The sequence below is a fragment of the Luteibacter sp. genome, assembly GCF_036499525.1.
Lineage (GTDB): Bacteria > Pseudomonadota > Gammaproteobacteria > Xanthomonadales > Rhodanobacteraceae > Luteibacter.
The window spans coordinates 18,541-44,057 of record NZ_DASYDO010000081.1 but is presented as its reverse complement, the minus strand read 5'-3'; the positions used below and the strand labels follow the sequence as shown (position 1 = coordinate 44,057).

Annotated in this window: 18 protein-coding genes; 11 read left to right on the top strand and 7 right to left on the bottom strand. The window is 65.7% G+C overall.

Annotated features, from left to right (window positions below):
* Both VGM71_RS17250 and VGM71_RS17245 read right to left on the bottom strand, forming a co-directional pair.
* On the bottom strand, positions 1-2,211 hold the full coding sequence (locus tag VGM71_RS17250) for a TonB-dependent siderophore receptor (protein WP_331547449.1): 2,211 nt from the start codon (positions 2,209-2,211) through the stop codon (positions 1-3).
* A gap of 123 nt (positions 2,212-2,334) precedes the next feature.
* Complete coding sequence (locus VGM71_RS17245; protein WP_331547447.1) at positions 2,335-2,982, bottom strand: HD domain-containing protein; 648 nt, start codon at positions 2,980-2,982, stop codon at positions 2,335-2,337.
* Between the two features lie 100 nt (positions 2,983-3,082).
* Between VGM71_RS17245 and VGM71_RS17240 the strand changes: the two genes are divergently transcribed.
* Positions 3,083-4,057, top strand: coding sequence for a GlxA family transcriptional regulator (locus VGM71_RS17240; protein WP_331547445.1), 975 nt, complete (start codon positions 3,083-3,085; stop codon positions 4,055-4,057).
* A gap of 69 nt (positions 4,058-4,126) precedes the next feature.
* The gene (locus tag VGM71_RS17235) at positions 4,127-4,624 is read left to right on the top strand and encodes a hypothetical protein (RefSeq protein ID WP_331547588.1); all 498 of its coding nucleotides are present in this window, start codon (positions 4,127-4,129) and stop codon (positions 4,622-4,624) included.
* 197 nt (positions 4,625-4,821) lie between these two features.
* On the opposite strand, the gene VGM71_RS17230 is transcribed toward VGM71_RS17235, so the two are convergent.
* A complete protein-coding gene (locus VGM71_RS17230) occupies positions 4,822-5,442 on the bottom strand; it encodes a response regulator transcription factor (protein WP_331547443.1) in 621 nt (206 codons plus the stop codon).
* Between the two features lie 98 nt (positions 5,443-5,540).
* Here VGM71_RS17230 and VGM71_RS17225 point away from each other — a divergent pair, with 98 nt between their 5' ends.
* Together VGM71_RS17225 and VGM71_RS17220 are read left to right on the top strand one after the other, a co-directional pair.
* Complete coding sequence (locus VGM71_RS17225) at positions 5,541-6,371, top strand: DUF72 domain-containing protein (protein WP_331547441.1); 831 nt, start codon at positions 5,541-5,543, stop codon at positions 6,369-6,371.
* 27 nt (positions 6,372-6,398) lie between these two features.
* Positions 6,399-7,046, top strand: a complete 648-nt coding sequence (locus VGM71_RS17220; RefSeq protein ID WP_331547439.1) for a DUF6348 family protein — start codon at positions 6,399-6,401, stop codon at positions 7,044-7,046.
* A gap of 130 nt (positions 7,047-7,176) precedes the next feature.
* Here the strand turns inward: VGM71_RS17220 and VGM71_RS17215 are convergent, their stop codons facing one another.
* The gene (locus tag VGM71_RS17215) at positions 7,177-7,602 is read right to left on the bottom strand and encodes a putative toxin-antitoxin system toxin component, PIN family (RefSeq protein ID WP_331547437.1); all 426 of its coding nucleotides are present in this window, start codon (positions 7,600-7,602) and stop codon (positions 7,177-7,179) included.
* Positions 7,603-7,606: 4 nt separating this feature from the next.
* Positions 7,607-8,602 carry an LLM class flavin-dependent oxidoreductase gene (locus VGM71_RS17210; protein WP_331547435.1) on the bottom strand — a complete coding sequence of 332 codons (996 nt, stop codon included), beginning with the start codon at positions 8,600-8,602 and terminating at the stop codon, positions 7,607-7,609.
* 149 nt (positions 8,603-8,751) lie between these two features.
* Here VGM71_RS17210 and VGM71_RS17205 point away from each other — a divergent pair, with 149 nt between their 5' ends.
* Both VGM71_RS17205 and VGM71_RS17200 read left to right on the top strand, forming a co-directional pair.
* Complete coding sequence (locus VGM71_RS17205) at positions 8,752-9,453, top strand: pirin family protein (protein WP_331547433.1); 702 nt, start codon at positions 8,752-8,754, stop codon at positions 9,451-9,453.
* 35 nt (positions 9,454-9,488) lie between these two features.
* Positions 9,489-10,925 carry a nicotinate phosphoribosyltransferase gene (locus tag VGM71_RS17200; RefSeq protein ID WP_331547431.1) on the top strand — a complete coding sequence of 479 codons (1,437 nt, stop codon included), beginning with the start codon at positions 9,489-9,491 and terminating at the stop codon, positions 10,923-10,925.
* On the opposite strand, the gene VGM71_RS17195 is transcribed toward VGM71_RS17200, so the two are convergent.
* The gene (locus VGM71_RS17195) at positions 10,922-12,856 is read right to left on the bottom strand and encodes an LTA synthase family protein (protein WP_331547429.1); all 1,935 of its coding nucleotides are present in this window, start codon (positions 12,854-12,856) and stop codon (positions 10,922-10,924) included. The genes VGM71_RS17200 and VGM71_RS17195 overlap by 4 nt on opposite strands.
* Before the next feature lie 210 nt (positions 12,857-13,066).
* On the opposite strand from VGM71_RS17195, the gene mprF reads away from it, so the two are divergent.
* From mprF to VGM71_RS17175, 4 genes are all read left to right on the top strand, one after another.
* The gene (mprF, locus tag VGM71_RS17190) at positions 13,067-15,676 is read left to right on the top strand and encodes a bifunctional lysylphosphatidylglycerol flippase/synthetase MprF (protein ID WP_331547427.1); all 2,610 of its coding nucleotides are present in this window, start codon (positions 13,067-13,069) and stop codon (positions 15,674-15,676) included.
* A 98-nt stretch (positions 15,677-15,774) separates the two neighbouring features.
* Positions 15,775-16,479, top strand: coding sequence for an AcvB/VirJ family lysyl-phosphatidylglycerol hydrolase (locus VGM71_RS17185; protein ID WP_331547425.1), 705 nt, complete (start codon positions 15,775-15,777; stop codon positions 16,477-16,479).
* 125 nt (positions 16,480-16,604) lie between these two features.
* Positions 16,605-16,781, top strand: a complete 177-nt coding sequence (locus VGM71_RS17180) for a hypothetical protein (RefSeq protein ID WP_331547423.1) — start codon at positions 16,605-16,607, stop codon at positions 16,779-16,781.
* Between the two features lie 447 nt (positions 16,782-17,228).
* Positions 17,229-18,392: a M35 family metallo-endopeptidase gene (locus VGM71_RS17175; RefSeq protein WP_331547421.1), complete on the top strand. Its 1,164-nt coding sequence runs from the start codon at positions 17,229-17,231 to the stop codon at positions 18,390-18,392.
* Positions 18,393-18,750: 358 nt separating this feature from the next.
* Here VGM71_RS17175 and VGM71_RS17170 read toward each other — a convergent pair whose 3' ends face one another.
* A complete protein-coding gene (locus VGM71_RS17170) occupies positions 18,751-20,955 on the bottom strand; it encodes a beta-glucosidase (protein WP_331547419.1) in 2,205 nt (734 codons plus the stop codon).
* A 150-nt stretch (positions 20,956-21,105) separates the two neighbouring features.
* Between VGM71_RS17170 and VGM71_RS17165 the strand changes: the two genes are divergently transcribed.
* Positions 21,106-25,395 (top strand): DEAD/DEAH box helicase, encoded by a 4,290-nt coding sequence (locus VGM71_RS17165; protein ID WP_331547585.1) that lies wholly within the window; start codon positions 21,106-21,108, stop codon positions 25,393-25,395.
* Positions 25,396-25,517: the final 122 nt, after the last annotated feature.

Genomic DNA, 25,517 nt, shown 5'->3' with positions numbered 1-25,517 from the left:
TCAGAAGTCCACCGAAGCCTGGACAAACCAGGTGCGCGGCATGCCGACGTAGATGCCGTCGTTGTTGTCCGTGGAACGCGTGAAGTAGCGCGTGTCCGCAAGGTTCTTCACCCCCGCGCCGAGACGCAGGTTCGATACCGACGGACCGAACGCATACTCTGCGCGTGCGTTCCACGTGGTCCAGCCCGGGATGTTCCCAAGATCGCCTTCGGGCGACGGCTCGGTGATGTATTCCGTGGGATGGGCGGGATCGAAGCTGGGTGAACCCGGTGAATGCTGGCGCGACTGCGAGAAAGCGTCGAGGTTGAAGGTCCACTGGGCGATGCCATAACGCAGGCCGAGGTTGGCCGTGCGCCGCGAGTAGAACGGCAGGTCGCGGCCTTCGAACGAACCGTGTTTGTAGAAGGCATGGGTATACGTCGCGGTGCCCCACAGGGTGAGGCCACGCAGGGCGTCGCTGAACTCGCCGAGGTCGACGTGGGCCGCGGATTCGATGCCCTTGTGCGTCGTGGCGCCGAGACTGGTCCAGCCCTCGTAGGAATCCGGCACGTTCGGCAGCTTGCCGACGAGCTGCAGCTCGTGGTCGAAGTTGATCCGGAACAACGTGATCTCGCCACCCCACGCCTTCGTGCCGTAGCGCGTGCCGATTTCATAGGTGCGCGCCGTTTCCGGCTTGAGCCCGGCGGCAAAATGGTTGTTCGAATCCTTCTGGCCAATCTGGAAATACTGCAACGAACCGAATGAGGTTTCCGCGTTGGCGTAAACACGCCATGCGTCGGTCACGCGGTAGATCACGTTGAGGGAGGGCAACGGTTTCGAATAATCCTTCTGCCGTTCGGTCGGGCCCTTCACCACCACCGTGTTTCCGGAATGCGCCTGCCATTCGCTGTCGATCCGCTCGTAGCGGATACCGGGCGTCATGGTCCAGTTGCCCGCATTGATGGCATCGTCGATGTAGATCGCATGCGCCTCGTTGCTGCCGGTGTTGTTGCCGGAAAGCACGTAAGGGCCGCCATAGGGGAAGCTGTCGTACGGTGTGTACGGCAGTTCCGAGGTGTACTTGTCGTTGCGCAGCGTCCGCTCGTGCATCGCTTCCTTCGTATAGCGATAGCCCACGCCGATTTCGTGCGTCACCTGGCCCCAGTCGAACAGCTGCGAGTAGCGCGGTTCGATGGCGAACACATGGTAGTTGCGTGGATATGCGATGAGCTGGTGCGCGTAGCTGCCGTCGGCATTCTCCGTGATCGTCTCGATGTGGCTGCCGCGAAAGCTGTCGGAGTAATACGACTGCACCTCGAAACTGCGGCGGTCGTCCACGTGGCTGTACTTCACTACGTAGTCGGTACGGCGACCATGGAAATCGTCGAACGGACGGCGCGACTGGAACGGATCGGCGTCGTAGTCGGCCTGGTTCAGGCCACCGGGCATGCCCGCCTGTCCGTCGTAGTGGTGGATGCTGCCGGTAAGCGTGTCGTCGGCGGTGATGGCGTACTTCGCCTTGAGCATCACGTCGTCGATGCTCTCGTTGTCCTCGCGCTCACGGAAGCCCGGGCCGTGCAGGCCGTTGTAGAGCAGCGCCACGCCCAGGCCGTTGCTCGCGGTGCCACCCACGAAGGCATTCGTGTTCGTGCGGATGCCGCCGTGTCCGGAGCCCTGGAACTGAACGCCGGCGCTGCCGCCGAAGGTCTCGGGGATCTCGCGGGTCACGAAATTGATGATGCCGCCGACGTTCTGCGGCCCGTAACGTACGGAACCGCCACCCCGGACTACATCCACCGCCTCGATATTGCCCAGCCCGACGGGTGCCATGGACACCTGAGGCTGCCCGTAAGGCGCTACGGCAATGGGCACGCCGTCAAGCAGGATGGTGGATCGCGGCGACAGCCGCGAGGTGAGGCCGCGTACGCCCACGTTCAGGGATACGTCGCTGCCGCCGGTACCGTTGCTTTCCTGAACCTGCACGCCGGGAATGCGGCGCAGCGCGTCGCGCAGGTTCACGGCGCCGGCCTCGCGTAGTTCCTCGCGGCGCACGACAGTGCGGGCGCCGGGGTGATCGACCACGGTATTCAGGGCGGCGTCACCCAGCCAGTCGCCGACGACCTTCACCCCTTCCAGTTCGGCCGCGGGGGGCGGCGCCTCCTGGCTCGTCGCGGGGTGCGTGGCAACGGCACCGGCGATGGCCAGGGCGAGGGCGGTGGGGCGGAAACGCATGGGACGGCGGCCTTCGGCTCGAGTAAAGACCGCCATCGTAATTGCGAATGATTATCAGATCAAATACCGCGGAACCTGGGGGGTCCATTTCGGCAGCCATGCCGCGCCAGCGGGCCCGCTTCCTCAGCTTGGCCAATGGTTATGCAGGATGCACTGCACGAAGTTCGTCCGTTGGAAGTGCGGCTCCTTGTAGGCCATGACGTCGGCCTTGACGTTGCCGAAGGTCGACCCAGGCTTGTTGCGGATGCCGTTGTAGAACGCGTCCACGATGTCGTCCTTGAACGAGGCCCCCCTTGGATGGGTTTCTGCCACTTTCACGCGATCCAGGGTGTCCACGTTCTCGAAGCCGAGACCGAGCGCATCCATTTCCACGCCCGCCGTCAGCAAGGCGACTTCCGGCTTCATATACGGCGGGACCCCGGGGGTGGTGTGAAGCGCGATGGCCGTCCACACGGTGTCGATGTCGGCTTCGGAGACGCCCTTGGCGCGGAGGAACCCGCGTGCGGTGTCCGCGCCGTCCACCTCGAAGCGCTTGTCCTTGCTCGAGTACGCGGGCATCAGGCCCATGTCGTGGAACATGGCGGCCGCGTAGAGCAGTTCCGGGTCGTACTTCAGCGCCTTCGCCTCGCCCGTCAGTGAGGCGAAGAAAAAGACGCGGCGGGAGTGGTGGTAGAGCAGGTCGGTCTCGGTATCGCGGACCAGCTCGGTGATTTCGCGGGCAAGGGCGCTGTCGGGTACGGCGATGCCGGCGACGCGTTCGATGGTGTGCATGGCGGTAGACCGTGGTGGTGGATAGGGTGCAGTTATTGAAACCCCGCCGCGATTCGGCATGATTTGACTCGAAGTAGCAATTACAGCCATATTGCATGCCATGCAGACGCCGCCGCTGATCGTCGCCATCCTCGCCCCGCCCGGCGTTCAGATGCTGGACGTATCCGGCCCCGCGGACGTCTTCGCCGAGGCCAATCGGCAGACGGGGCGCCAGGTCTACCGGGTGGTGACGGTAGGCACCGCACCGCTGGCCGTCACGGCCTCCTCGGGCATGCGGTTCCTTCCCGATATGAGCATCCACGACGAGTTCGACTGCCTGGACACCTTGCTGGTGGCAGGGTCGCCCGATCTGGCGAACGCCGCGGTGGACCTGAGCGTCGAGGCCTGGCTGCGACGCCAGGCGGGCCGTGCCCGCCGCTATGGCTCGATCTGCAGCGGCGCCCTGCTCTTCGCACGCACGGGCCTGCTCGACGGTCGCCGCGTCACCACGCACTGGAAGGTGGCGGAGCTGCTCTCCGGGCGACACCCGTCGCTGACTGTCGAGGCGGACGCCTTCGTTGTCCGCGATGGCCCGGCCTGCACCGCTGCCGGCGTCACAGCCGGGATGGACCTGGCTATCGCCCTGGTAGAGGAGGACCTTGGCAGGGACGTCGCCATGGCCGTCGCCGCCGAACTGGTGGTGTTCTTCCGGCGCCCCGGCGGGCAGATGCAGTTCAGCCGCCGCGGGGAGGCCGCGCCCGCCGGACGGGGAGCCCTGCAGGAATTGCAGCGTTATGTGGCCGCGCATCCCGGCGAAGACCATTCGGTCGCCTCGATGGCGGCGCGGGTGGGCATGAGTGCCAGGCACTTCGCCCGGATCTTCCGCCACGACGTGGGCATGACGCCTGCGGACTTCGTGGAAGCCATGCGCGTGGAAGCGGCCCGTCGCCTGCTGGAGGACGGCCACGAGACGCCCAAGCGGGTGGCGGCACGTCTGGGCTACGCAGACGCGAACGGCCTGCGGCGGGCCTTCGTGCGCCGGGTCGGCGTCACGCCGGCGGAATACCGCAAGCGTCATACCCACGCACGCGCCTGATTTCCCCGTTCACACCGGTTCGACCGCAGGCGGGAAACCATGGGCGTGGAACCCGCCCGAGGAGCTGCGATGAAAACCCGCCGCGTCTACAGCACGCCCGATATCGCACAGGCCCGCCGCACCCTGGCAGCCGCCCGCGAGGCGGGTGTGGCCGACAGTGACCTGTCCCTGATCGCCCGGCACGACATCGAGCTGGACGCCATTCCCGAGGACCGGAAGGACGAGCACAGCGATTTCATGCCCGCCGCGGTGCGTGGATTGGCCCAGGGCGGCGCCACCGGCCTGCTGGCCGGTCTGGTGGCGGTGATGATTCCGCCCTTGGGCGTGACCCTGGCCGGCGCCTTGGGCGTGGCTGCCGCCGCCGCGGTGGTGGGAGGATGGACCGGCGCCCTGACCGGCTCCGCGGCACCGGACCCCGTCCGGCAGAAATTCGAAGCGGAGATAGAGGCCGGGCGGATCCTGGTCGTGGTGGATGGCGAGGGTGAGGCGGGTCAGCGCGCCGATACGGCCGTCATCGCAAGCGGAGCCACTCCCCTCCCGTTCGAACAACCCACCGCCCTGAGCTGAACGGTAGGAGCGCGCCTTGCGCGTTTATGCCCGCGTCGGGTACGACATGTTTTGGGGCCGTAACTTGGATCTGGCGCGTAAGAGTGGGGACTGGGTCGAGAAGCTGTCGCGCGCAGGGCGCGCTCCTACAGTCCGATGATGCCGCGTCGCAGGGCGCGCTCCTACAGTCCGATGATGCCGCGTCGCGGGGCGCGCTCCTACAGTTCGATGATGCCGCGTCGCAGGGCGATCGCCACCGCGTGTGTGCGGTCGTTGGCCCGGAGCTTTGCCAGGATGCTCTTCATATGCGCCTTCACCGTTTCCTCCGCGATGCCAAGTTCGCTGGCGACATCGCGATTGGCCTCGCCACGGGCCACATGGGTCAGCACCTGGGTTTCGCGCGGCGTGAGTTCGTCGTCGTCGGCATGGCCGGCCATTTCCTGCGCGATCTCGTCAGGAATGCGCTTCTTGCCCTGCATGATCTGCTGGATCGTCGCCAGCATGTCCTTGCGGAGTTCGCTCTTCAGCAGGTAGCCCTGGGCACCGGCCCGAAACGCGCGCAAGGCCTGCACATCACCGCGATACGTCGTAAGCACGAGGATCCGTGCTTCGGGGAACTCGGAGCGGATGGCCTCGATCGCCGCAATGCCACCCATGCCCGGCATTTGCAGGTCCATCAGCGTAAGGTCGGGCTGGTGTTCCCGATAGCGCTCGATCGCTTCCTCCCCGGTACTTGCTTCCGCAACCAGTTCGAGCCCTTCATGCCCTTCGATCACCGCCGCGATACCTTCGCGCAGCAGAGGATGGTCGTCGACGGTCAGAATACGGATGGACGGCATGGTCGCTACACGGGAAACTCGGAACGGCGAGTATCGCGCAAACTTTCGACGGTCCGCTTGTACACACCTTCCACTCCACTCCTGCGAGCATCGCGGCCATGGCGACGAAACACGTTCGAAGCAACGACGGGGCAACCGGAGACATCCGCACCGGCATGGGCGGCTGGGTCTTCCCGCCGTGGCGCGGCGTCTTCTATCCGGAAGGCCTCGTGCAGAAGCGCGAACTGGAATACGCGAGCCAGAAGGTCGGCGCCATCGAAATAAACGGCACTTACTATCGCGCGCCCGACGCCTCCACCTACGAAAAGTGGGCGGCGCAGACGCCTGAGGGCTTTATCTTCTCGGTGAAGGCGCCGCGGTTGATCGTGCAGGCGCGCTCGCTTGCCGGCACGGGCCAGCGCGTACGCAGCTTCCTCGACGGCGCCGCTGCCCTGGGCGCCCGCCTCGGTCCGCTGCTTTGGCAATTCATGCCCACGCGCCGGTTCGATCCCGACGATATCGCGGCCTTCCTCGACCTCCTGCCGGAGAAACACGGCGGCGTGGCCCTGCGCCACGCGATTGAAGTGCGCCACGAGAGCTTCATGGACGAGCGTTGGCTGGAACTCGCGCGCGAGCGCGGCGTGGCGACGGTATTCACCGATTCGCCCAAATACCCCTCGCTCGCCGACCTCACCGGGCCCTTCGTGTACGCGCGCCTGATGCGAAGCGTGTCATCGGAAACCCATGGCTATCCGGCGGCCGAACTGAAGAAATGGGCCGAGCGCGCAAGGACCTGGGCGGAAGGTGGCGACCCCGCCGAGCTACCGCATACCGGCGCCGTCCAGCGCGACGGCGCCCCGAAGGATGTATTCATCTACTTCATTTCCGCGGCGAAGGAACGAAACCCGGCCGCCGCGGTCGCGCTCGCCAGGCATGTCGGCAACGCATAATCTCCCCTCCTCACGACCGGACGATCCATGGACCGCCTCATCCAGAACTACCTGATCGATCTTTTCGCCGACAACAGCGTCGCTCTCGAACCCGACGACGACTGGTTACTCACCGAAGGCGAAGACTTCCCCGCCGTTCGCGGCATCTGGCACGAAGGTAAGGACGGTGGCATGGGCCGTCTCGACATCGACGTCGTGCTCGATGAAGAGCGCACCATCGAGGAGAGCTTCGGTGGCATCGGCGCGGGCAAGGAAGGGTGCCGCGACGCGCTCGACAGTTTCGCGCGCAATGATTTCCACGTGGTGCTGGCCGCGTGCTGGCATACGGTGAACGGACGCAAGCTGGCCGTGCGAGAGCTCACGGCAGGCAGCCAGCGATTCACCGCCTACATCGGCGACTTCACGCTGCGCGGCGAGAAAGAGGCGCCGATGGAAATTCCCGAGGACGGGCTGTCGGCGCTGGAAGCCGCGATTGCCACCGCGCCGCTCACCGCCGATGTGCACTGGATCCGCCTTTTCTATGGCAACGTGGGCGACGGCAAGACGCAGATCGAGGTGTTGCTGGACAACGAGCCCTGGGCGGCGGGACACAAGGCCGTCGCCTCCGTGGACTGGCCGCAGCACGAGCGCTATTACAGCCTGCGCAATTTCATCGCGCTCGTCCCAGCCGACTGAACACGCATAGGGTAGGAGCGCGCCTGCGCGCGACATGTTTTGAGGCCGTGACCTGAAGCTGGCGCGAGAAGATGTTTAGAGGCCGTGACCTGAAGCTGGCGCGAGAAGATGTCGCGCGCAGGGCGCGCTCCTACAAAACGCCGGGGCCTTGCCAATCCTCGGGCTTCACGATCGCGAAGAGGCCGTCGCGTCGTGCGCGGCGGCCCAGGCGCAGTACTTCCGTGTCGCGCGAGAACAGCACCGCAGCGCCGGACGCGGCGGCGAGTTCCAGGAATTTCTGGTCGTCGCCGTCGCGGCAGCGTGGCGGCTTTACTGCGGGCTCCGTGATCGGCAGCATCGTCACCAGTGCGTCGTACCGCGCCGCGGCTTCCGCTCGCCGCGCGTCGTCCAGCTTCAACATCGGATAAGTCAGGACCGACAGCCATTCGTCGCGGCAGTCTTCGCGCGTTACCGCCTGCACGTCGCCCGACTCCAGTGCCACGACGAGGCAAGCGGCGCGCGGATCGTCGAAGACGAAGGCATCCAGGCACACATTGGTGTCCAGGACGACGCGCATGGGATCAGGCGGCCAGCATCGCGTGCTGATCGGCCACGATGCCGTACGAACGCTTGCGCGCCTCGTGATCGAAAACCTGCGCGGTGATGATGAGTTCGTCCGCGCCGGTGCGCTCGATGAACGCCGCGAGCCCTTCGCGAACGGTATCCGGCGAGCCGACCACGGCGCAGGACAGCGCATGCTCCACCTGCGCCTTCTCCACCGGGGTCCACACACCGTCCATGGAATCCACCGGCGGCGGCAGCTGGCCCGGTGCGCCGCGGCGCAGGTTCCAGAAGGCCTGCTGCTGCGAGGTGAACAGGCGGCGCGCCTCCTCGTCCGTCTGGGCGGCGACGACGTTGATGCCGAGCATCGCGTACGGTCTGGCCAGCACCTCGGAAGGACGGAACATCGTCCTGTAGACCTCCAGCGCCTTCATCATCAGGTCGGGCGCAAAGTGCGAGGCGAACGCGAAGGGCAGGCCCAGCTCCGCGGCTAGCCGCGCGCTGAACAGGCTCGAGCCGAGCAGCCAGATCGGCACATTGGTATCCATGCCCGGCACGGCGCGCACGGTCTGGTTCGGTTGCTGGGGGCCAAGGAAGAACTGCAGTTCCTGCACATCGTCGGGGAAACGGTCGTCGCTGGGCCCAAGCGAGCGGCGCAAGGCGCGCGCGGTACCCTGGTCGGTACCCGGCGCGCGGCCAAGGCCAAGGTCGATGCGCCCGGGATACAGCGAGGCGAGCGTGCCGAACTGCTCGGCGATCACCAGTGGGGCGTGGTTGGGCAGCATGATGCCGCCGGAGCCGACGCGGATGGTCTTCGTCGCCTCCGCGATGTAGCCGATCACGATGGACGTGGCCGCGCTGGCGATGCCGGTCATGTTGTGGTGCTCGGCCAGCCAGTAGCGATGGAAGCCCAGCGCTTCGGCGTGGATCGCGAGATCGCGCGAATTGCGCAGGGCGTCGCCGGGGCTGGCGCCGCGAACAACGGGGGACAGGTCGAGCACCGAGAACGGGATCATCAGGGGAACACCTTCGGGGGATTCGCTCCACATGGGATCGGTGCCTGGAGGAAACAATCCGTTCCGGCGAAGGATGCCCCATGGCCTGACGAGAAGAGGAAAATACACCCATCAACTCACCCAGTCCGGTCATTCCGGGGGAGCACCACATGATCGACGTTCGCCGTTTTGACAGCCTGGGCGGTGCCAACCACGGTTGGCTCGACGCCAGGCACCACTTCTCGTTCGCCTCGTACCACGACCCCAAGCGCATGGGCTGGGGCGCGCTGCGGGTGTGGAACGACGACACCATCGCCGCCGGCACCGGCTTCCCGCCGCACCCCCATTCGGACATGGAGATCATCACCTACGTTCGCGAAGGCGCGATCACGCATGAGGACAGCCTCGGCAACAAGGGCCGCACGGAAGCCGGCGACGTGCAGGTGATGAGCGCGGGCACCGGGATTCGCCACGCGGAGTACAACGCCGAGCCGGAAGCGACGAGGATTTTCCAGATCTGGATCATTCCCGATGGTGAGCGGAAGGCGCCTTCCTGGGGCACACGTCCGTTCCCGAAGGGCGAGCGCTCGGGTCACTTCGTCACACTTGCCAGCGGTATCGCGGGCGACGAGGATGCGCTGCCGATCCGTACCGACGCCCGCGTGCTCGGTGCAAGCATCAAGGCCGGCGAGACCGTGGAGTACACGCTTGCCCCGGGTCGCTACGCGTACATGGTGCCGGCCGCCGGCGCCGTGGAAGTGAACGGCATCGTCCTGAACAAGGGTGATGGTGCCGCGGTTCGCGACGAGACCGCGCTGCGCGTCACGGCGAGCACCGACGCGGAACTGGTACTCGTCGACACGGCCGCCTGATGGTCTAGCGGCACACCGAGGGTATGCTGTGGGTCATGACGACCCACGGCACGCCCTATCTCGATAACCCGATCCTCGACACCGACAGCTACAAGGCCAGTCACTGGCTGCAATACCCGCCGGGCACGGATGCCACGTTCTTCTACGTGGAGTCTCGCGGCGGCAGTTACGAAAGCACGGTGTTCTTCGGACTCCAGGCCATCCTGAAATCGCGCCTCGGACGCCCCGTCACCCACGCGCACGTGGACGAGGCACGCGATTTCTTCGCCGCGCACGGCGAGCCCTTCAACGAGGAAGGCTGGCGGCATATCGTCGACGCACACGGCGGCCGCATGCCGGTGCGCGTGCGCGCCGTGCCTGAGGGCAGCGTGGTGCCGACACACCAGGCGCTGGTCACCATCGAGTCCACCGATCCGACGGCGTACTGGCTTCCCTCCTACCTTGAAACCCTGCTGCTGCGGCTGTGGTATCCGGTGACGGTGTCAACGATCAGCTGGCAGGCACGACGCACGATCCTTCAATACCTCGAGCGCACGTCCGACGATCCCGCCGGGCAGATTGCCTTCAAGCTCCACGACTTCGGCGCGCGCGGCGTATCCAGCGCGGAGTCCGCGGGGTTGGGCGGCATGGCGCACCTGGTGAACTTCATGGGCACCGATACCGTATCCGGCGTGCTCGCCGCGCGTGCGTACTACGGCGAGTCCATGGCGGGCTTTTCCATTCCGGCTGCCGAGCACAGCACGATCACCAGCTGGGGGCGCGAGCATGAGGTGGATGCCTACCGCAACATGCTTAAGCGGTTCGCCCGGCCCGGCTCGCTGGTCGCCGTGGTGTCGGACAGCTATGACATCTATCACGCCATCTCCGAGCACTGGGGTAAAACGCTGCGCGAGGAAGTGATCGCCTCAGGCGCCACCGTGGTGGTGCGCCCGGACTCCGGCGATCCGGTGGAGGTGGTGCACCGCTGCGTGAGTTTGCTCGACGAGGCCTTCGGCAGCTCGGTAAACGGCAAGGGTTATCGCGTGCTGAACCATGTGCGAGTGATCCAGGGCGATGGCGTGAATCCGGAAAGTATCCGTGCGATCCTCGAGCGCATCACTTGCGCCGGCTACGCGGCGGACAACCTCGCCTTCGGCATGGGCGGCGCACTGTTGCAGAAGCTCACGCGCGACACGCAGAAGTTCGCGCTGAAGTGTTCCGCCGCGCGCATCGACGGACATTGGCGTGATGTCTGGAAGGATCCGGTTACCGATCAGGGAAAGATGTCCAAACGCGGGCGCATGACCTTGCTGCGCCACCGCGAGTACGGCAGCTACCGCACCGTGCCGCTCCCCGACGGCGCCGTGTCGCTACCGGCCGGTGCCATCGAGCCCGGCTGGGAGGAGGCGATGGTCACCGTATGGGAAAACGGGGAACTCAAGCGCGAGTGGTCGTTCGCGGAAGTGCGCGAACGCGCCGCCGCGGGGCGCTAGCGGTTGCGTTTCATCAGGCCGTTGGTAAACAGATATGCCGCGGTCTGGTAATACGTGATCGCATCCTTCGCATCCACCGGGTCGACGTGGTCCACCGGCGTGGCATCGCCCGTGGACCGCTCCGGCAGCATCTGCTTCACCGGCATGCGTGGCACGAGGGACGTGAGACGGTCGCCATGCAGGTAGCCGAGTTCCTGGTACGTGCTCATGAACGCACGCTCCCGGCCCGGCTCCAGCTGGAACAGGTCGTAGCCGTAGAACCGCGACGTGTAGCTGAACCCGAGCATCCCCAGCACCGTCGGCGGGATGTCGATCTGGCTCATCAGGCGGTCCACCTGGCCCGGCTGCACGTGCTTCGGCGAATAGATCAACAACGGGATGTGGTAGCGGTCCACCGGCAGGCTGGTCTTGCCCGCACTGGTGGCGCAGTGGTCGGCGGTGATCACGAAGATCGTGTCGTCGAACCACGGCTTCGTGGAAGCGCGCTTCAGGAAATCCGCAATGGCCCAGTCGGTGTACTGCACGGCAGCGCGACGCGAGCCCTGTTTCAAAGGCACGCGGCCAGCCGGAAACGTGAACGGCCGGTGGTTCGAGGTGGTCATCACGTGGCCGAAGTACGGCTTGCCTTCCGCATACGCGGCGTCCATGCGCTTCATGACCAGCGTATAGAGGTCTTCGTCGGCCACGCCCCACACGTTCTCCGTGTGGATGTCCTTGTCGGCGATGGCGTTGCGGTCCACCGCCGTGTAGCCGTTGCTGGCGAAGAAGTGGTTCATGTTGTCGAAGTAGCCGTAGCCGCCGTAGAGGAACTCGGAGGCATAGCCTTTCGCGTTGAACACGTCGGCCAGCGACCAGAGGTTCTCGTTGTCCGGCCGTTTCACGATCGATTCGCCGGGGGTCGGCGGCACGGACAGCGCCAGTGCTTCCAGGCCGCGCACCGTGCGCGTGCCGTTTGCGTAAAGCTGGGTGAAGAACAGGCTCTTCGAGGCCAGCGCGTCGAGGTTGGGCATCAGGTGCTTGTGCTTGCTGACGTCGAGCCCTTCCACGTAATCGCCGGACAGGCTCTCGACGCTGATGAGCACCACGTTGAGCTTTCTCTCAGGCTTATTCGCCGTGATCGTGCGCGTGATGTCGCGCGGATCGTCGCTGGTGAAGGCCGCGTCGGGCGTCTTCAGCAGGCCGCGCAGGTTGGCGAAGGCCTGGTCGTCGGGCAGGGTGGGGTAGTACTTCGCGTAATTGAGTTCGTTGTCGCGGAAAGCGGCGAAGAACTGGTAGATGCCGTTACCGGCCAGTTCGTTCACGTAGTTGTTGCTGGAGCGATCCTTCATGGATCCGCTGACGGCGAAGCTCACCGCCACGGTCAATAGGAGCCACACGCCCGCCACACCGGTGCGGGCCAGGTAGCGCGAGCCGTCGTCGCGGGCGGCGAGAACGCGGCGACTCGACAGCATCACCACGACGGTGCCCACGACCAGCAGCGCCGTCCATGTGGCGATGGGATAGGACTCGCGGATATTGCCCACCACCTCATGCGTGTAGACCAGGTAGTCAACCGCGATGAAGTTGAAGCGCGCGCTGAACTCGCCCCAGAACACGAGTTCCGCCGCGGCCAGGTAAAGCACCGCGAAAGCCAGCACGGCGCACAGCCCGAAGAAGATGCGGTGCCCCCAGCGGGACAGGTAGGCGCGGCGTGGCAGCAACCACAACGCCAGCACCAGCGGCCAGGCGAAGTAGATGAAGGTGACCACGTCATAGACGAAGCCGACGGCGAACAGGTACGCCCACTGGCCCAGGTCGAACGGCACCTCGTGGCGCGTCTTCACCAGGAGGACAAGGCGGACCAGGAAAGCGACGCCGACGAAAAGGACGCCGAACCAGAGGAGGGGCCTGAAGCGCTGGCGGAGAGCGCCGCCCGGGGAGACAATTTGCATGAAACCTCGCGAACGAACCGGCTCCAGGGCGGAGAGCGGCATCTTCGCAGGGTAAGAATCGGGCCTTACATAAGGCTTTCCTTATTCTTAGCGTAAGCTTTGGTTTCGCAGGATGCCGGCGCGCGGCGCAGAAAAATTCGCTGTGCCGCCCATGCGCGCTCTGTGGCAACCTACACGACCTTACGACAACCCCTCGGAGCCACGGCGCACGTGGAGCAAGAAACCCGGACGGAGCTCCCGTCGCCCGACCCTTCCAGCGCCCGGCGAGCCCTCTACGCGACCCTCCTGCGGCGCACGGGAGGCCCCCTGCTGTCCGTGCTGCTGCTCTGCCTCGCCTTGTGGGCGCTGCACGGCATGGCCAGCGAGGTCACCTACCGGCAGATCGCCGGCTACGTGCACTCCCTGCCGAACACCGATATCGCCGTGGCCGTGCTACTCACCGCCGCCGGCTTCGTCGTGATGACCCTGTACGACTGGTTCGGCCTGGCAAGCATAGGAAAGCGACTGCCCGCGCCCCGGGTGGGCTTCATATCCTTCATCAGCTATGCGTTCTCCAATGCCCTGGGTATGTCGCTGCTGGTTTCCGGCTCGATCCGCTACCGCTTCTACGTGCAGGCCGGGCTGAGCACGGGCGAGGTGGCCCGCGTGGTCCTGTACACCACGCTGAGCTTCTGGCTCGGCCTCGCCACGCTCACCGGCATCACCCTGCTCCTCGTGCCGATCCCGCCGGAGGTCCCGCTCTCCGGTCTGCGTCTTCCTCTGGCGGCCGTGCTCGTCCTCGTGCCGCTGGCCTGGTTAGGCATCGCGGTGGCGATGCGCCGGCCGGTGCGAATCTGGCGCTGGTCGGTCAGTGCGCCCACGCCAGCCGTAGCCGTGCGCCAGATCGTCATCGGCGCACTCGACTGGGGCCTCGCCGCCGGCGTGCTCTACGTACTGATGCCGGAGGCGATCGCGGGCGGGTTCGGGCACTTCCTGGCGATCTTCGTGCTGGCGCAGATGGCCGGCCTCATCAGCCACGTGCCCGGCGGGCTCGGTGTGTTCGAGGCGGTGATGCTGGCGGGCTTCGGCGCCACCGGAAACCATGGCCTGGAAGCGCCCATCCTCGGTTCGCTCGCCGCCTTCCGCCTCGTCTATTACCTGTTGCCACTGGGGGTGGCCACGCTGCTGGTGACCTGGCGCGAAGTGCGCGCCTTGCGCCACGCCGCGCTCATCACCCCATGGTTCAGCAGCCTGCTGCCGCCCTTCTTCGCCGGGCTGACCCTGGTCTGCGGTGCGGTATTGCTGTTCTCCGGCGCCACCCTTGCGATCCCCGGCCGCATGGAGATCCTGCGCGGCTTCGTGCCGCTGCCGCTGGTGGAGGTTTCGCACTTCCTGTCCAGCATGGTGGGCATGCTCCTGCTGATCCTCTCCCGCGGGTTGCAAAGGCGGCTGGACGCGGCCTACGTGCTTACCCTGGTGCTGCTGATCCTCGGCGCGATCTTCTCCCTGCTGAAGGGCATCGATTACGAAGAGGCCGCACTGCTTTCGCTGCTGGCGCTCGCGCTGGCGCCCGCCCACCGCCACTTCTACCGCCGTGCCTCGCTGTTCCGCGCCACGTTCTCGCCGGGCTGGGTGCTGGCGATCGCCTCCGTGCTGGCCTGCGCCACCTGGCTGGTGTTCTTCAGCTTCAAGCACGTGGAATACAGCAGCAACCTGTGGTGGGAATTCAGCTTTCGTCACGGCGGTGCGCCGCGCGCGCTGCGTGCGCTGGTCGGCGCCACCGCGGTCGTGATGCTCTTCGCGCTGGGGAACCTCATTCGCCCGGCCATGCCTCGCCGCGCGTTGCCCGGGGAAGCCGACCTGGCCCGGGCCATGCCCCTGGTGAAGGCGTTCGATTCAGCGCAGGCGCACCTCGCCCTCGTCGGCGACAAGATGCTGATGTTCGCACCGGGCGATCGCGCCTTCATCATGTACGACGTGGAAGGCCGCAGCTGGGTCGCCATGGGCGATCCCGTGGGCACGGACGAAGACGCCCGGCGTGAGCTGGTGTGGGCGTTCCGCGAGGGCTGCGAGCGCGCTGGCGGCTGGCCGCTGTTCTACCAGGTGCGGCCGAGCGACCTCGACCTTTACCTGGAAGTGGGCATGACCCTGCTCAAGGTCGGTGAAGAGGCACGCGTGTGCCTGGCCGACTTCAACCTCGACGGCAAGTCGAAGAAAACCTTGCGCGGCACCGTCAACAAGCTTTCCCGCGAAGGCCTGCGCATGGAGATCGTCCCTGTCGACGGCGTGCCTGCGCTGCTTCCCCGGCTGAAGGCCATTTCCGACGCGTGGATGCGTGACAAAAAGGTGCGCGAGAAACGTTTCTCGCTCGGCCTGTTCGACGAGCGCTACCTTGCACGCACACCCATGGCGGTGGTCTGGCAGGGCGACGAGCCCGTGGCCTTCGCCAACGTCTTCGTTACCGCGACGAAGGAGGAAGCCTCCGTCGACCTCATGCGCCACCTTCCCGAGGGTCCTTCCGGCATCATGGATTTCCTGTTCATCGAGTTGATGGTCTGGGCGAAAGCCGAGGGCTATCGCTGGTTCAATCTCGGCATGGCGCCGCTTTCGGGCCTGCAGAACCGCCGCGCCGCGCCGCTGTGGAGCCGCTTCGGCGCCATCGTGTTCGGCCGTGGCGAGCGCTTCTACAACTTTCGCGGACTGCACCGTTACAAGGACAAGTTCGATCCCGAGTGGGAGGCACGCTACATCGCCGTGCCCGGTGGCATCGCCCTTCCGCTGGCCCTGGCCAATGTCGCCAGCCTTATCTCCGGCGGCATCGGCGGGGTGGTGCGTCGATGAGGCGGGCGATAAGGAAAGTTATCCGCTATGTGCTGTGGTCTGCCCTTGCTCTTGTCGTGCTCGGCATCATCGCCTGGCACCCGTGGACCCATGCGTCCATGGAAAAATCCACCGTCGAACTCCCGGCCCTGAAGGAACCGCCTGCTGGCGAGGAAGACCTGCTGGTGGTGATCTATTCCGGCGACGGCGGCTGGTGGGACCTGGACCAGCGCCTCGGCGCCGTGTTCGCCCAGCGCGGCATCCCCGTCGCAGGCGTCAGCACGTTCAAGTACTTCTGGCGCTATCGCACGCCAGAGGAGTCGGCGCGCGACCTGGATGGACTCCTGGACCGCTATACGCGGCAGTGGGGCAAGACCCGCGTGCTGCTGATCGGTTATTCGTTCGGCGCCGACGTGCTTCCCACCATCGTGGGGAAGCTGCGGCCGTCCAACCGGGCGCGCCTCAGCCAACTCGTGCTGCTCTCGGCCAGCCGCGACGTGAACTTCGAAATCGAACTCGAGGGCTACATGCAGCAGGGCTGGTGGACCACCCATACGCACAATTTCCTGCAGTGGCTGAATCCTGTGATCCATGAAGAAGCCATGCCACCTATTGCCGCGTTGGGCGGCAAGCCGCCGGTGGCTTGCTATTACGGCACGGAGGACGCGGACGAGAGCGGTTGTACGGACCCGAAGCTGCCCTCGTTCGTTGAGATTGTTCGCAAGCCCGGTTCACACCACTTCGACGAAAACTACGAAAAACTGGCAACGGAACTCATCCAGCGTATGCCGGGAAAACAACCGGCCACCTCCACGCCACCTTAACGTGGTTCGCGGGCGCCGGGCTGTGAAGAGCCGTCACGTAACATTCACCGGCTTGCCACCGAAAATTTCTCTTCCCACGCCCACTCTGTATGTTCGGGGCGAGCAAGTGCGGCAGGAGAAAGACGATGCAACGAGAACCCGGTAAACGCGATTACGGCTCCTTCGACTGTGCCTACCTGCGCAACCTGGCCAGTCGGGGGGTGATTGTTCCCCAGCCGACCAAGCCACCGCGCCAGGTGCATCCGGACCGTCCGCGTTCCGAGCGCCGCCGCGAGCCCCGCGACACCCACGCACCGGCCTGAGTCGCACCTTCATCGTGCGATGAGGGCAAGTTGGCACTAATTTTAAGAATCCTCCTATATCCGTCGGCGGCCGACCTACGCAAGATGGGTCCAAGCCTCTCCCAGTCACCTGGGCGAGGCCAAGAAATCGTCGGTGACCGATCCGACGGCAGGATGCCGTCTGTCCCTAGCTTCAGGATCGATCCCCCCTTCATCGGCGATGACGCTGCGCCGGCTATGCCGGGCCGCGTAGGGTGGCAAAAGCCACTGGACCCCAGGGACGGTCGCCATGGCCCTCCGCGTGAGCGCGAGGGCCATGTTTTTTTGGCGTTCGCTTACGCGCGAGACGTGATCGCCGTCACGGGAACCCATCTGGTCCAAATAACTAAGAATTGTTCCATATGCGCCCGTTCTGGCGCGACCTACCGTACCCATGCCGCTGTTGGCCTATTCTGTTTGGGTGCATATATGAATATCGGAACGCGGCTTGCCGCATTGACGGTCCTGTCTCTTGGCGGTCCAGCCGCCGACGCAGAGAATGCGGCTCGCCTTCATGTGGCACATGACGGAGTGAACCCTTCTGCTCCCAATACCGTCATGGTGTCGCTGTCCAACCCCTCCGATCACGACGTATTTGTTTATACCTACCAAACCGCGTTCGCCAAACCCGATGGTCGCATGACAGGGAGTTGGTTCGATGTAGAAGACGCGTTTGGTAACGATGTTCGTTACAAGGGCCGTTTCGTTGTTTCAGGAGCTCCAACTCCTTCGGCATACACACGCATACGTCCTGGCTCAAGCGTGACCACCATGATCGATCTTTCCAAGGAATACGAGCTTCCCGATGCGGGTGAGGTTCTCCTGTCCACTCAGGTCGCAGTGTACGAAAAAACTCCGCCAATACTTGCAAGTGGCGAAGTGGAAAACATTCCTTATGAGTTGATAACTAGCAACAGTATCTCGTTCTTCGTCGCTCCCCCTACGAATCAAACTACGGAAGCTTCATCGGTGATTACTTGCACACCGAAGCAGGAAGACGACACACGAAGGGCCATCACAGCCGCACAATCTGCGACGGAGGAGGCCACGCGCTTCCTTTCGAGCCTCTATTATGGCGAACCCGCCACTCCAGAGAACCTGTTTCCACCATTTCATATGACTCCACATCGCCGATATCAGAACTGGTTCGGCGTGTGGGATGACGCTGCACCACAGTATCCACCCGAATCGGTGACGACGGACAACTACCGCGTCGACCTGACGGTAAACGCCGCATATATACGTCTCTTCCTTGGAAGAGCCCATACCGTCTGCGATCAATGCAGCGGGTATGACCCCACCACGCGGGCATGGGCTGAAGGAACGTTGATCCATCTTTGCCCGGTAAATTTCACAGACCCCATCACTGGCGGCATCACCTCGCAGGCTGGGACTATCGTTCATGAGGGCTCGCATCAGAACGATGAGATCGCCAGGGGCACCGTAGACCTTCCAGGCGTGACAAACCGGGCGTCTGCTCACGCGCTGCCTAGATCGGCTGCTGTCACAAGTGCGGCGAATTATGAGTACTTCATTACCAATACGCCCCTCGGTCGCGAGGAGCAGTCAAATCAAACTGCGTCAGGCCCATAAAGTACTTTCCACGCCAGGCCGGCGACCTGCAGTTCCAGCGGGCCACCGGTGCCGATACAGATCAGGCTATCGGCGGTGTAGGTGCGGTCGAGGATCGACTCGACCCTTCTTTTGCTCTGGCTTTTTTTCCGCACGAAGCAGCCGTTGTGGGAAGGAGTCGGCGGGTATCGTTTCCTGAGCGATTCCGCACAGAGGCGAAGGCCAGAGGAGGACTTAGCGAGGTTGTGGCAGCCGGTGCTACGCCGGTTTCTCGCACACGCGCCACCGCGATGGCGACAGCCGAGCCCGAAAAACGCGGCGGAGCCACACAAAACATGGGCTCTCGAAGCGAGCCCACCGATTTCAAAGCGCCTGGTTATTACGGCGCCTTCACCACCGGGAAGCTCTCGCCAAGGGTCACGCTCTTCTCTTCCGCCACATCGGAGGCGGAGCGCGACAGCTTCACCGCGTACGTACCAGCGGCCACATGCCAATGCTTCGCCTTGTCGTCGTAGCGCGCGAGCGCCAGCGGTTCCAACGGGATATCGACGCGGCGACTCGCGCCCGGTTTCAATGCGACCTTCGTCCAGCCGGCGAGGCGACGCGTCGCGGCGCCGGGCGCGGTGACGTAGATCTGGGGCACGTCGGCGCCGGCAGCCTTGCCCGTGTTCTTCACCGTGACGTGCGCGACGGGGTTGCCCTGCGCATCCTTGTCCACGGTGAAGTCGTTATACGCGAAGCTCGTATACGTAAGGCCGTAGCCGAACGCGAACAGCGGTTCGCGTTTTGTCTTTTCGAACCAGCGATAACCGACGTCGGCACCTTCGATGTTGTAGTCGACGTTGTCGGCCGGCTTGGCTTTCGAATAGAGGCCCGCGCCCTGGATCGTCGCGCGCGGCAGCTGGGACTCGTCCTTCGGCCAGCTCAGCGGCAGCCGGCCGGACGGCGCGGTGACGCCGTACAGCAGGCGTGCGATCGCCTCGCCGCCGCCGGAGCCGGGATACCAGGCTTCCATCGCCGCGCCGACATGGTCGAGCCACGGCATCTTCACCGGGCCATTGGTTTCCAGCACCACCACGGTCTTCGGATTCGCTTTCGCCACGGCTTCGACGAGGGCGTCCTGGCCATCAGGCAACGCGAGGTCGGGCGTATCGAACGACTCGGCTGCCCACTTGGTGACGAACACGACGGCCACGTCCGCGCCGGCCGCCGCCTTCGCCGCCGCAGCGGGGTCGGTACCCGGGTCGAAGCTCATCTTGCCGCCAAGCTTCTGCATGAAGGCAAGCGGTGCCGAGGCGTGGTACTTCATCGGTCCGGGCCATTTCTGCGGTTCGAGGCCCGGGACGGGGTCGCCGGCCACGTCGGTCACCAGCGAGGAGCCGCCGCCGGCGAACACGCCCTTGTCGGCATGCCCGCCGATGATGGCGACCGACTGCTTGCGCGACAGCGGCAGCAGCCCGCCTTCATTACGCAGGAGCACCGCACCCGCCTCGAGCGCATCGCGCGCCACGACACGATCGGCCTCGTACGGCACCTTGCCCTTCTTCATCGGTTCGTCGATCACGCCATGCGCGAACAGGCTGCGCATGATGCGCTTGACCATGTCGTCAAGCCGGGCCTTCGGGAACTCGCCGGATGCATAGGCGGCGCGCAGGGGCTTGTCGAAGTACACCTCCTTGTCGAAGAACTCACCAGCGGACTCCTGGTCGAGGCCCGCGAGCGCAGCCTTCGCGCCGCTGTGCACGCCGCCCCAGTCGGACATGACGTAGCCCTTGAAGCCCCATTCCTGCTTCAGCACCTGGTTGAGCAGCCAATCGTGTTCGCCGGCGTACGTACCGTTGATCCTGTTGTACGAAGACATGACGGAACCGGGATCGCCCTTCGCGATCGCCAACTGGAAGGCCAGCAGATCCGACTCGCGCAGCGCGACGGGATCGATATCGGAACTGAGCGTGTTGCGGCCCGACTCGAGATCGTTGATGACGAAATGCTTCACCGTGGCGACGACCTTGCGCTCCTGTACGCCCTTCACGGTGGCGCCGACCAGCGTGCCGGCCAGCACCGGGTCTTCGCCGGCGTATTCGAAGTTGCGGCCGTTGCGCGGGTCGCGGGTGAGGTTGACGCCGCCGGCGAGCAGCACGCCGTAGCCCTTGCCGCGGGCTTCGCCGCCGATCATGCGGCCGCCAGCGTGGGCGACGGCCGGATCGAAGCTGGCCGCCGTGGCCAGGCCGGCCGGCAGCGAGATGGCGCCCTGGCCATCGTTGCCCTCCCGGGTGACACCGAGCCCGGCATCGGTTTCGTTGAGGACGGGCAGGCCAAGACGTGGGATGGCCGGGATGAAGCCGGCACCATTCAATGCGCCCGGAGGGTTGGGACCCTTCTCTTTCACCTGACCGAAATCGGCGCGGATCATCCGGAATTTTTCGTCGTCGGTCATGGCCGCGACCATCAGTTCCGCGCGACGGTCCGGCGATAGCGACCGGTCCATCCAGGGCCGTTCGGCGGGTGCCGCGGCATGGACGGATCCGGCCAGCCCAGTGGCCAGGGCGAAGGCAAGGGCACTGCGGCGGGCGATATCGGGCATGGTCACGTCTCGGTCAGGGTGAGAGAGGTTCCCACCTTCGCCAAGTAATGTCTTTATCGCAACCCGCGAGATTGTCAGGGAGTACCCTCGCAGCTTGTCATCCGGGCCGTCAGGCCCCACTTAAGTGACTCAATGGATTCACAAAAGTCGATGCCTCTCGCCGCCTTCCATCCCGCCGTCGCCACCTGGTTCGCGACGACGTTTCCGGCGCCCACCGAAGCGCAGGTGGCTGCGTGGCCGGCCATCCGCTCCGGCCGGCACACACTGGTGGCCGCGCCGACCGGTTCGGGCAAGACCCTTACGGCCTTCCTCTCGGCCATCGACGTACTCGTGCGCGAAGGTGTGGAACAGGGCGGCCTGCGTGACCGCACCACCATCCTCTACGTATCGCCGCTGAAGGCGCTGTCGAACGACATCCGGATCAACCTCGAGGCACCACTGGCCGGCATCCGCGAGGAGTTGCGCAAGCTGGACCTGCCGGACCTGGAGATCCGCACCGCCGTGCGGACGGGCGACACGCCGTCTTCGGAGCGCGAGCGGATGAAACGCCGCCCGCCGCACATCCTCGTCACCACACCCGAATCGCTTTACGTACTGCTGGGCTCCGAATCGGGACGCGCCATCCTGCGCGATATCCGCGAAGTCATCGTGGACGAAATCCACGCCGTCGCGGCCAGCAAGCGCGGCAGCCATCTTGCGGTGTCCCTCGAGCGGCTGGAGTCCATCGCCCAGCGCCGCATCACGCGCATCGGCCTGTCCGCCACGCAGAAGCCCATCGAGAAGGTGGCCGCCTTCCTTACCGGCAACGAGCGCGAGGATTGCGCCATCGTCGACATCGGCCACGCGCGTCACCGCGATCTGGCGCTGGAAGTGCCGCCCGTACCGCTCGAACCGGTGATGTCGAACGACATGTGGGAGCTGGTGTACAACCGGCTCGGCAACCTCGTCGAGCAACACCGCACCACGCTGGTCTTCGTGAACACGCGGCGCATGGCGGAGCGCGTGGCGCGGCACCTGTCCGAACGGCTCGGCAAGGATGCCGTCACGGCGCACCACGGTAGCCTGTCGCGCGAACAACGCCTGGATGCCGAGCAGCGCCTGAAGCGCGGCGAATTGCGCGCACTGGTCGCTACCGCGTCGCTGGAACTGGGCATCGACATTGGCGATGTCGACCTGGTTTGCCAGATCGCCTCGCCGCGTTCGATCGCGGCCTTCCTGCAACGCGCCGGCCGCGCGGGGCATGCCGTGGGCGGCACCCCGAAGGCCCGCCTGTTTCCCACCTCACGCGACGACCTCGTGGAATGCGCGGCCCTGCTCGACTGCGTAAGGCGCGGCGAACTCGACACACTCGTCATTCCCGAAGCGCCGCTGGACGTGCTGGCGCAGCAGATCGTCGCCGAAGTCGCGTGCCAGGAATGGGACGAGGATGCGCTCTACGACCTGGTCCGCCGCGCGTATCCGTTCCGCCAGCTCAAGCGCGGCACCTTCGACGAGACGGTGCGCATGCTGGCCGAAGGCTTCACCACGCGCGTGGGTCCGCGGGGTTCGTACATCCATCGCGACGCCGTGAACCGCCGTCTGCGCGAGAGGCGCGGCGCTCGCCTCACCGCCGTGACTTCGGGCGGCACCATTCCCGACACGGGCGACTACAACGTGCTGCTCGAACCGCAGGCGACCATCGTCGGCACGGTGAACGAGGATTTTGCCGTGGAAAGCCTGGCTGGCGACATCTTCCAGCTCGGCAATCGCTCCTATCGCATCCTCCGGGTGGAGATGGGCCGCCTGCGCGTGGAAGACGCCCAGGGCGCCCCGCCGAATATTCCGTTCTGGCTGGGCGAGGCGCCGGGGCGCACGAACGAACTGTCGCTTGGCGTTTCACGGCTGCGTACAGAGATCTCCGCCGCCTTCGACGAAGGCGGCCGCGAGGCGGCGCTTGCCTGGCTCATGGGGGAACTGGCGCTGGCGAAAGCCGCGGCCGAGCAGATCGTGGACTACCTGTTCCGTGCCCGTGCGGCGCTCGGTGCCTTGCCAACCCGTGAGACGCTGGTGATGGAGCGCTTCTTCGACGAATCCGGCGGCACCCAGCTCATCATCCACACACCTTACGGCAGCCGGATCAATCGCGCCTGGGGACTGGCGTTGCGCAAGCGCTTCTGTCGCAAGTTCAACTTCGAACTGCAGGCCGCGGCCACCGAAGACGCGATCGTGCTCTCGCTGTCCACAAGCCACAGCTTCCCGTTGGAGGAAGTCGCGCGCTACCTGCATTCGAATTCCGCCGAGCACGTGCTGGTCCAGGCCCTGCTGGATGCGCCGCTGTTCGGCGTGCGCTGGCGCTGGAACGCCACCACCGCGCTGGCCCTGCCACGCTTCAGCGGCGGGAAGAAGGTGCCGCCACAACTGCAGCGCATGAAGAGCGAGGACCTTCTCGCCACCGTATTTCCCGACCAGGTGGCGTGTGCCGAGAACCTCGCCGGTGAGCGCGAGGTGCCCGATCACCCCCTGGTGAACCAGACGATCGACGACTGCCTGCACGAGGCGATGGATTGCGAAGGCCTGCTGGACGTCCTTCGGGGGCTGGAGTCAGGTGCCATCGCGATGGTCGCGCGCGACCTGGCGACACCGTCGCCGCTCGCATCGGAAATACTGAACGCCGCGCCGTACGCCTTCCTGGATGACGCGCCACTGGAAGAGCGCCGCACGCAGGCGGTGCAGTCGCGCCGGTGGAACGACGCCGAAAGCGCTGACGACCTCGGCCGCCTCGATGCGGAAGCGATCGAGGCGGTGCGCGGCGAAGCATGGCCGGAAGCGCGTAGCGCGGATGAGATGCACGAGGCACTGCTCCAGCTCGGCGCGATCACGCCGGACGAGGTTCGCGACAACGCAGGTTGGACGAAGCTGCTCGAAGCCCTCGCCAGGGATGCGCGCGCGACCTTGCTTGGCATCGATTCGGCGATGCCTCTCTGGGTCGCCGCCGAGCGCCTGCCCACGTGGCGCGCGATACGGCCCGGACTCGCGATGGCCCCCGCCATCGCAGCCCCCGCCGAGTTCGAGGCACAGGCATGGACGGCCGAGGCGGCGCTGGTGGACATCGTCCGGGGCCGCCTTGGCGGTCTGGGCCCGGTGCCCGCCGCGACGCTGGCGACGTCGCTGGGCCTGGCGCAGGCCGATATCGACCTTGCGCTGGCGGCGCTCGAAACCGAGGGCTATGTCATGCGCGGCCCGTTCTCGCCGGGCACCACGGAGACCGAATGGTGCGAGCGGCATCTTCTGGCGCGCATTCATCGCTACACCATCGGCCGCCTGCGCCGCGAGATCGAACCGGTGGCGCGACGCGACTTCTATCGTTTCCTGCTGGACTGGCAGCACGTGACGCGTGCGACGCAGGTATCGGGGCCGGATGCACTGGCCGGCGTGATCGGCCAGATGGAAGGCTACGAGGCCGCAGCCGGTGCATGGGAATCCGAACTCCTGCCGGCGCGCGTGAACGACTACGGGATAGGCTGGCTCGACGATCTCTGTCGCGCCGGACGCGTGGTGTGGAGCCGCCTGCGCCTGGGTACGGGCAGCGGCGGGCCTGTGCGCTCCACGCCCATCGTGCTGCTGCCCCGGCGACAGCTGCCCATCTGGTCGGCCGCGGCACCGGCCGCCGCCGATGAGGTGTCGCTGTCGTCGCGCGCCCAGGCGGTCGCGGAGGCGTTACGCGATGAAGGTGCCTTGTTCTTTGACGAGATCGCTTCGACCACGCGGCTGCTACGCACCGAGCTGGAGGACGCGCTGGGAGAACTCGTCGCTGCCGGCCGCGTCACCGCGGACAGTTTCGCCGGTCTGCGCGCCCTGCTGTTGCCTGCGTCCAAGCGCAATGGCAGCCGTCATCGCCGAACGCGGCGGCACATGCTGAGCGGTATCGAGGATGCAGGGCGCTGGTCGCTGGCCCGGCGCCCGAGCGAACAACGCAACGACGCCGACGGCATGGAGCACATCGCGCGCACCCTCCTGCGCCGCTACGGCGTGGTGAGCTGGCGCATCCTGGAGCGCGAGGCCGCGTGGCTGCCGCCGTGGCGCGACCTCCGCCGCGTCTACCACCGGCTCGAGGCGCGCGGTGAGATCCGCGGCGGGCGCTTCGTCGACGGGCTCGTGGGCGAGCAGTTCGCGTTGCCGGAGGCATTGCTGGCGCTGCGCCAGATCCGCCATCGCGTGCACGACGGCGAGATCGTGTGTATTGCCGGCACCGATCCGCTGAACCTTGTCGGCACCGTCATGGCCGGAACGAAAGTGCCTTCCACCCTCGGCAACCGCATCGCGATCCGCGACGGCATGCCGCTCGCCGCGATGATCGCCGGCAAGTTCGTGACGCTGATGCCGCTGGAAGGCGACGACGAGCGCGACGCGCGCTCGGCGTTGCAGCGGAAGGCCACCTTCCAGACCGCCGTGTCATTGTAGGAGCGCGCCCTGCGCGTTTATGCCCGCGTCGGGTACGACATGTTTTGAGGCCCAGAGCAACAGGTCCTGCTGCTCGTCGCGAAAAGCTGTCGCGCGCAAGGCGCGCTCCTACGGATGCCTGA

Excerpts from the sequence above, each read along its gene's own strand:
- VGM71_RS17215 (WP_331547437.1), bottom strand. The coding sequence starts at position 7,602 with ATGCGCGTCGTCCTGGACACCAATGTGTGCCTGGATGCCTTCGTCTTC.
- VGM71_RS17180 (WP_331547423.1), top strand. The coding sequence starts at position 16,605 with ATGCAACGAGAACCCGGTAAACGCGATTACGGCTCCTTCGACTGTGCC.
- VGM71_RS17240 (WP_331547445.1), top strand. The coding sequence starts at position 3,083 with ATGCAGACGCCGCCGCTGATCGTCGCCATCCTCGCCCCGCCCGGCGTT.
- VGM71_RS17170 (WP_331547419.1), bottom strand. The coding sequence starts at position 20,955 with ATGCCCGATATCGCCCGCCGCAGTGCCCTTGCCTTCGCCCTGGCCACT.
- VGM71_RS17210 (WP_331547435.1), bottom strand. The coding sequence starts at position 8,602 with ATGATCCCGTTCTCGGTGCTCGACCTGTCCCCCGTTGTTCGCGGCGCC.
- VGM71_RS17220 (WP_331547439.1), top strand. The coding sequence starts at position 6,399 with ATGGACCGCCTCATCCAGAACTACCTGATCGATCTTTTCGCCGACAAC.
- VGM71_RS17175 (WP_331547421.1), top strand. The coding sequence starts at position 17,229 with ATGAATATCGGAACGCGGCTTGCCGCATTGACGGTCCTGTCTCTTGGC.
- VGM71_RS17235 (WP_331547588.1), top strand. The coding sequence starts at position 4,127 with ATGAAAACCCGCCGCGTCTACAGCACGCCCGATATCGCACAGGCCCGC.
- VGM71_RS17245 (WP_331547447.1), bottom strand. The coding sequence starts at position 2,982 with ATGCACACCATCGAACGCGTCGCCGGCATCGCCGTACCCGACAGCGCC.
- VGM71_RS17230 (WP_331547443.1), bottom strand. The coding sequence starts at position 5,442 with ATGCCGTCCATCCGTATTCTGACCGTCGACGACCATCCTCTGCTGCGC.
- VGM71_RS17225 (WP_331547441.1), top strand. The coding sequence starts at position 5,541 with ATGGCGACGAAACACGTTCGAAGCAACGACGGGGCAACCGGAGACATC.
- VGM71_RS17200 (WP_331547431.1), top strand. The coding sequence starts at position 9,489 with ATGACGACCCACGGCACGCCCTATCTCGATAACCCGATCCTCGACACC.
- VGM71_RS17165 (WP_331547585.1), top strand. The coding sequence starts at position 21,106 with ATGCCTCTCGCCGCCTTCCATCCCGCCGTCGCCACCTGGTTCGCGACG.
- VGM71_RS17185 (WP_331547425.1), top strand. The coding sequence starts at position 15,775 with ATGGAAAAATCCACCGTCGAACTCCCGGCCCTGAAGGAACCGCCTGCT.
- VGM71_RS17250 (WP_331547449.1), bottom strand. The coding sequence starts at position 2,211 with ATGCGTTTCCGCCCCACCGCCCTCGCCCTGGCCATCGCCGGTGCCGTT.
- VGM71_RS17205 (WP_331547433.1), top strand. The coding sequence starts at position 8,752 with ATGATCGACGTTCGCCGTTTTGACAGCCTGGGCGGTGCCAACCACGGT.
- VGM71_RS17195 (WP_331547429.1), bottom strand. The coding sequence starts at position 12,856 with ATGCAAATTGTCTCCCCGGGCGGCGCTCTCCGCCAGCGCTTCAGGCCC.